The sequence below is a fragment of the uncultured Olegusella sp. genome, assembly GCF_947253395.1.
Classification (GTDB): domain Bacteria; phylum Actinomycetota; class Coriobacteriia; order Coriobacteriales; family Atopobiaceae; genus Olegusella.
The window spans coordinates 1-5,736 of the sequence record NZ_CAMXYY010000090.1 but is presented as its reverse complement, the minus strand read 5'-3'; the positions used below and the strand labels follow the sequence as shown (position 1 = coordinate 5,736).

General features: G+C 49.8%; 2 protein-coding genes and 1 pseudogene. 2 read left to right on the top strand and 1 reads right to left on the bottom strand.

What is annotated here, in order from left to right; all coding sequences use genetic code 11:
- The coding region (gene polA, locus Q0X25_RS06845) for a DNA polymerase I (RefSeq protein ID WP_298580380.1) at positions 1-2,503 on the bottom strand (2,503 nt) is incomplete at its 3' end.
- 191 nt (positions 2,504-2,694) lie between these two features.
- Here polA and Q0X25_RS06840 point away from each other — a divergent pair.
- Positions 2,695-4,785 (top strand): glutamine synthetase III, encoded by a 2,091-nt coding sequence (locus Q0X25_RS06840; RefSeq protein ID WP_298580378.1) that lies wholly within the window; start codon positions 2,695-2,697, stop codon positions 4,783-4,785.
- A gap of 152 nt (positions 4,786-4,937) precedes the next feature.
- A pseudogene (locus Q0X25_RS06835) lies at positions 4,938-5,736 on the top strand (hypothetical protein); the annotation flags it as partial.

The following is a 5,736-nucleotide window of genomic DNA, read 5'->3' as shown; positions in this document are numbered from 1 at the left end:
AGATTAGAATAACGGTCTCGTGGGCTCGGAGATGTGTATAAGAGACAGTTGCTGTACGCTCGCCAAAGGCAACAAGCTGGCGATTGTGCGCAGAAATCTCAGCAATATGACGTTTGCGACCATACATTGTCGCAACCCAACCCTGCTTGTGTGCAAGCGCAACCTGTGCATCGAGGAAAGTACGAACATCAGGATAGGCTTCATAGTAACGATCAATCATCTCTTGTGCCTCGGCGCGTGGAATCTTGAGCGAAGTGGCCAAACCATACGCTTGTTGACCATAGACAATGCCAAAGTTAACCGCCTTGGCACGACTGCGCAGTGCAGGTGTTACTTCAGAGACAGGCACGCCAAAGACACGTGCAGCAGTTTCAGCATGAAAGTCCTCACCTTCGCAAAATGCACGAATGAGATGCTCATCACCTGACAGATGTGCGAGTAGGCGAAGCTCAATTTGACTGTAGTCGCAGGCCAAGAAGACCGCATCCTCAGGCACCGTAAAAGCACGTCGTACACGATGGCCCAACTCAGAGCGCGTAGGGATATTTTGCAAATTAGGATCAGAACTCGATAAGCGCCCCGTTGCGGTCACCGTCTGATTGAGTGTGGTATGAATACGTCCATCACTTAGAATAAGTGCAGGTAAAGCATCTAAGTAGGTAGACTTTATCTTTGCACGCTCACGGTAATCAAGCACTTCGGCAACAATCGGTTCTTCTTGAGCAAGGTCCTCAAGCACTTTGGCATTAGTGGAATAGTAGCCGCGCTTAGTCTTTTTGAGGCCATAGCTTGGCAAGCCCAATACCTCAAAAAGCACATGTGAGAGTTGCATAGGACTATCGACATTAAACTCTTCACCTGCAGCTTCGTGAATATCTGCAACCATTTGATTGACTTCGCGGGCAAGTTCAGCCGATTGAGCAGCAAAAATCGCTGGGTCAGCTTTAAGGCCCGTGCGCTCCATCTGCAAAAGCACGGGCAGCAACGGCATCTCAATGGTGTTAAAAATCTCCTCAGAGCCATCTTCAGCAAGCAGAGCAGCAAGCTTGGGTTGCAGCAAACACGCACCCAAAGCATCAAGTGCCGCCTGTGGGAGTTTATCGCTCGGCTCAGGCAAAACAACATCAGGAAGAAAAGCTGCCATCAGTGATGCAATATCCAAACTGCTGCGTGCAGAATCAAGCAGATATGCAGCGATACCACAATCAAAAAGGCACGTAGAACGTAGTTCATGAGGCTCCACACGTGCGGGCAGCGCAGAATCATACGGGCAAATCGCATGTATTAATGTCTTGATATCAGCTGCAACAAGCTTTCCCTTGCGAACGAGTTGCTCAAGCGTCGCAAGAGCTATATCACCCTCAAAACTCAGTATATTTGCACGTGTTGCGAGCCAGAGTGTCTGTTGTGGCTGACTGTCTTCTCCCAAATCCAAGGTCAGCTGCCCAGCTTTACCCTCAACAAGCCCCAGGGCAACGCCTATCCACTCTCCTTCTTCAAGGGCACCATCGAGAGCAGCCTGAGCTTCTTTTCCGCTAAGCGGGCTATGAAGTTCAAAGGCAGGCTTAGACGCAACGCTTTGCTTGTCACCCTCAGGTGCTGCCGTGGCCGAAGCAAGGGCAAGCATGCGCTTGATCAGGCTGGTAAAGCCCAATGCAGTAAAAGCAGCACGCAGAGTTACGGGGTCAAAAGTTGGCCATTTAGCATCGGCAAAATCCATATCAAGTGGTGCGTCTGTACGAATCCGCGCCACCTCACGCGACAGCAAAGCATCCTGAATATGCTCACGCAGGCTTTCGCCCACCTTACCTTTGACCTCATCAGCATGCGCAACAACCGCATCGAGATTGCCATACTGTACGATAAGTGCGCTGGCTTTTTTGGGACCAATACCGGGAACACCAGGAATATTATCTGAGCTATCGCCTTTAAGACCGTAGAAATCGGGAACCAGTTCGGGCGTAATCCCGTGATAGAGGTTCTCAACTGACTCAGGTGTCATAATTGCCACATCGGACATGCCTTTGCGCGTTGAGACAATATGCACGTGATCTGTCGAAAGCTGATACATATCACGGTCACCTGTGATGAGATACATGTTGTAACCAGCTTCTTCACCACGGCGTGCAAGAGTGCCGAGAATATCGTCACCCTCCCATCCATTGAGCTCACACACAGGCACATCCATCGCATGGAGCAGCTCTTTTACTGTGGAAAACTGCTGGTGTAATAAAGGATCCATCGAAGGACGTTGAGCCTTGTACTCAGGCAACATCTCCATGCGCACGGCAGGCTTGCCCTTATCAAAGGCACAAATTATGCCGTCTGGGCGAAAGGTCTCGACCATCTTAATAAACATGCTGATAAAACCAAAAATCGCATTGGTTGCGCTACCATCAGGCGCAGTCATGGTAGGTGGAATCGCATGAAAGGCACGGTGCATAAGCGAATTGCCATCAATAACGGCAATGGTACGATGGGCACTAAAGGTATTCTCAGGCATAAAAGCTCCTCTGAAGCTCTTTTTGACAGCTGTTCTCTCTATTCTACCCGCCCCTTATGACAGCTAACGTCGGCATCACGCGCCAGCGCACACGTAACATTTGTGCGTATAGGCCAATGACAGCAAAAATGCAGCATTTCGGCGTAAACTTTAGCCGCATGACCGCACATGAAAACCCGAGAGGATTTGATATGGGTAAAGACAAGGTCTCGCAAGAGTACGGAAGTCTGTTATTTACCGATGCTGACATGCAGGAACGTCTGCCAAAGCCAACATACAAAAAGCTCCTGCAGGTCACTCAAGATGGTGAGCCTCTTGATCTTGACATTGCAAATGAGGTCGCCCACGCAATGAAGAGCTGGGCACTTGAGCGTGGTGCCACCCACTTCACCCACTGGTTCCAGCCGCTCACAGGCATCACTTCCGAAAAACACGACAGCTTCATCACACCTCGCGATGACGGCACCGTGTTGATGGCGTTTTCGGGTAAAGAGCTTATCCAAGGTGAGCCCGATGCATCATCTTTTCCTTCAGGTGGTTTGCGTGCAACTTTTGAGGCGCGCGGATATACCGTCTGGGATCCAATGAGTCCGGTCTTTATCAAAGATGAAGTGCTTTGCATCCCAACCGCCTTTATTAGCTACACCGGAGAAGCTCTGGACAAAAAAACTCCGCTTTTGCGCTCACAGGTTGCTATCGAGCGCCAAGCAAAGCGTGTACTTGCTCTTTTTGGTCGCAAACCCCACCGCGTAGTCACCACCTGCGGTCCCGAACAGGAGTATTTCCTTATTCGTGAGCAGGACTTTGCCGCTCGTCTTGATCTGGTACTAACTGGCCGCACGCTTTTTGGTTGCCCACCCGCCAAGGGACAAGAACTCGAAGAACATTACTTCGGAGCTATTCGTCCTACCGTCAACGCCTTTATGAAGGAAGTTGACGATGAACTCTGGAAGCTCGGTGTACCCGTCCGTACCAAGCATAACGAGGTTGCACCTTCACAGCACGAACTTGCTCCCATTTTTGAGCAGGGCTCAGTTGCTATTGATGACAACCTCCTTACCATGGAAAAACTCAAACTGCTCGCAACCCGACATGGACTTGCTTGCCTACAACACGAGCGTCCTTTTGAGTATGTCAATGGCTCAGGTAAGCATGACAACTGGTCACTTTCTGCCGATGGACAAAATCTACTGGAGCCTGGGGATGAGCCCGAGGAAAATTTGCAATTCTTGGTGTTTTTGTCCTTCTTGGTCGCAGCAGTCGATGAACATGCAGACTTATTGCGTGCAAGCATTGCATCGGCTGGCAACGACCATCGTCTAGGCGCCAATGAGGCACCGCCCGCTATCGTATCCGTCTTTCTTGGAGACGAGCTTGCGCCTGTTGTAGATGCACTGGTTAATGACCGTTCTGTGCATTCTCATAGTCGCACCGAGGTTGACTTGGGAGTCCCTCAATTACCGAACTTCTTCCGCGATAATACCGATCGCAATCGCACTTCTCCTTTTGCCTTTACCGGCAACAAGTTTGAGTTCCGCATGTGTGGTAGCCAGCAAAATCTTTCTGGCCCCAATGTCGTACTGAATACCGCAGTAGCCGAGCAGTGCGATCGCTTTGCCAACGATCTCGAACGTGTTCCCGCTGACAAATTCGTCGAACATGCTTTGGCATGGGTCAAACGCACCTTCCGCGAGCATCGCCGGATTATTTTTGAGGGCAATGGCTACTCTGAGGACTGGGAGCTTGAGGCTATAAGTCGCGGCCTGCACAATCTCAAGACGACTCCTGATGCCCTGCCTGCGCTGATTGCTCCACAAGCCATAGCTCTTTTTGGTCGCTATGGTGTACTCAGCGAGTCTGAACTCCGTGCTCGTTACATTTCAGCAGCCGAGCAATATGCAAAGCTCCTCAATATCGAAGCCAATACCATGGTAATGATGGCACGCAAGCTCTACTTGCCAGCGCTCACCAGTTTCTCTTCCGAAATTGCTACTGCGGTAGCAGCCAAAGAGGCCATCGGCATCGATAGCCCCACCGAAAAAGAAACGGTCCGCATAGTCACCGAGGGCATCTCCGCAATCGCTGCTGCTACCCATACCTTAGAGGAGCGCAACGCCGCTGTCCAAGCACTCGCAGATCCTGGCGAGCAGGACAATGCCTATCGCGACGATGTTTTACCCGCAATGGCAGACCTACGTCAAAAGGTCGATGCTATGGAAGAAATTTGTGGTGAGGACTGGTGGCCTGTACCTAGCTACAACTCACTGCTTTTCTGGGTCTAATTCAAGAGCAGGTAGATTGTATTTCACAGTCTACCTGCTCTTTTCTCTATTTTTTTCATTAATTTTCGAATGTCTTAAGATTATATTCATGTACACCGTGGGAAACTTGTATCTGTTTGAGTCAACTCGTAAAGCTCGTCGAAAGTGTTGTCATGTTTGCTATTGAGTTTGTTTTTCTCTGTCTTGTAATAGCAGCTTATGTACTTGTGCCGCGCACATTCAAGAAAGACGATATAAGACCCGCCGATTGGGGTTGGAGCATTGTCTTTACTCTCCTTCTTGTAGGCATGGGCATCTACGATGCAGCGGGGCTTGTGAGCGCAGGGCTGCTGGAACGCCTTGCTCTTAGTGCTGCATTAACAACTGGCTCGATTGTGTCGCTTTGGCACAACAACATCCGCAAGCTACTTTCTGAGCTTCACAAACCTGCACCTCAGATTCTCGAAGCGCTCATGTTGCTGTTAGGTGCTTATCTCACGTTTGTGTGCATTGAACTGCCTTCAAACCCACGTATTGACAGTTTCTGGATTGAAGGCATGATTCTTGAGATTGCTATCATTTTGCTTGTGATGGTGGCACTCCATTTTTTGACTCAGCGTTCTGGTGTTGGTGCCACAATTGCCGCTCTTATTTTTGAGCTCGCTGGTATTGCTGAATTCTTTGTGGTTACCTTCAAAAACACCCCCATCATGGCAGGCGATATCTTGGCATTGGGTACTGCTGCAGCTGTCGGTGGTGGCTATACCTACGCTATCAATGGCAAGGTTTTGCTCTCTGTGGCTTTGCTTGCTTTGGTAATCTTGATGCTGTCACTCACTCCCAAACCCAAGCATACAAAAAAACTTGCAGCCGTCGGCGCAAACTTACTAGTGAGCGCTGCCACGTGCCTCGTACTTGGTCTGGGTTGCACACAAATTAGCTTTGCTAATACTTTTAATATCGTCTATAACG

Coding starts and splice junctions, on each gene's coding strand:
- Q0X25_RS06840 (WP_298580378.1), top strand. CDS start 2,695: ATGGGTAAAGACAAGGTCTCGCAAGAGTACGGAAGTCTGTTATTTACC.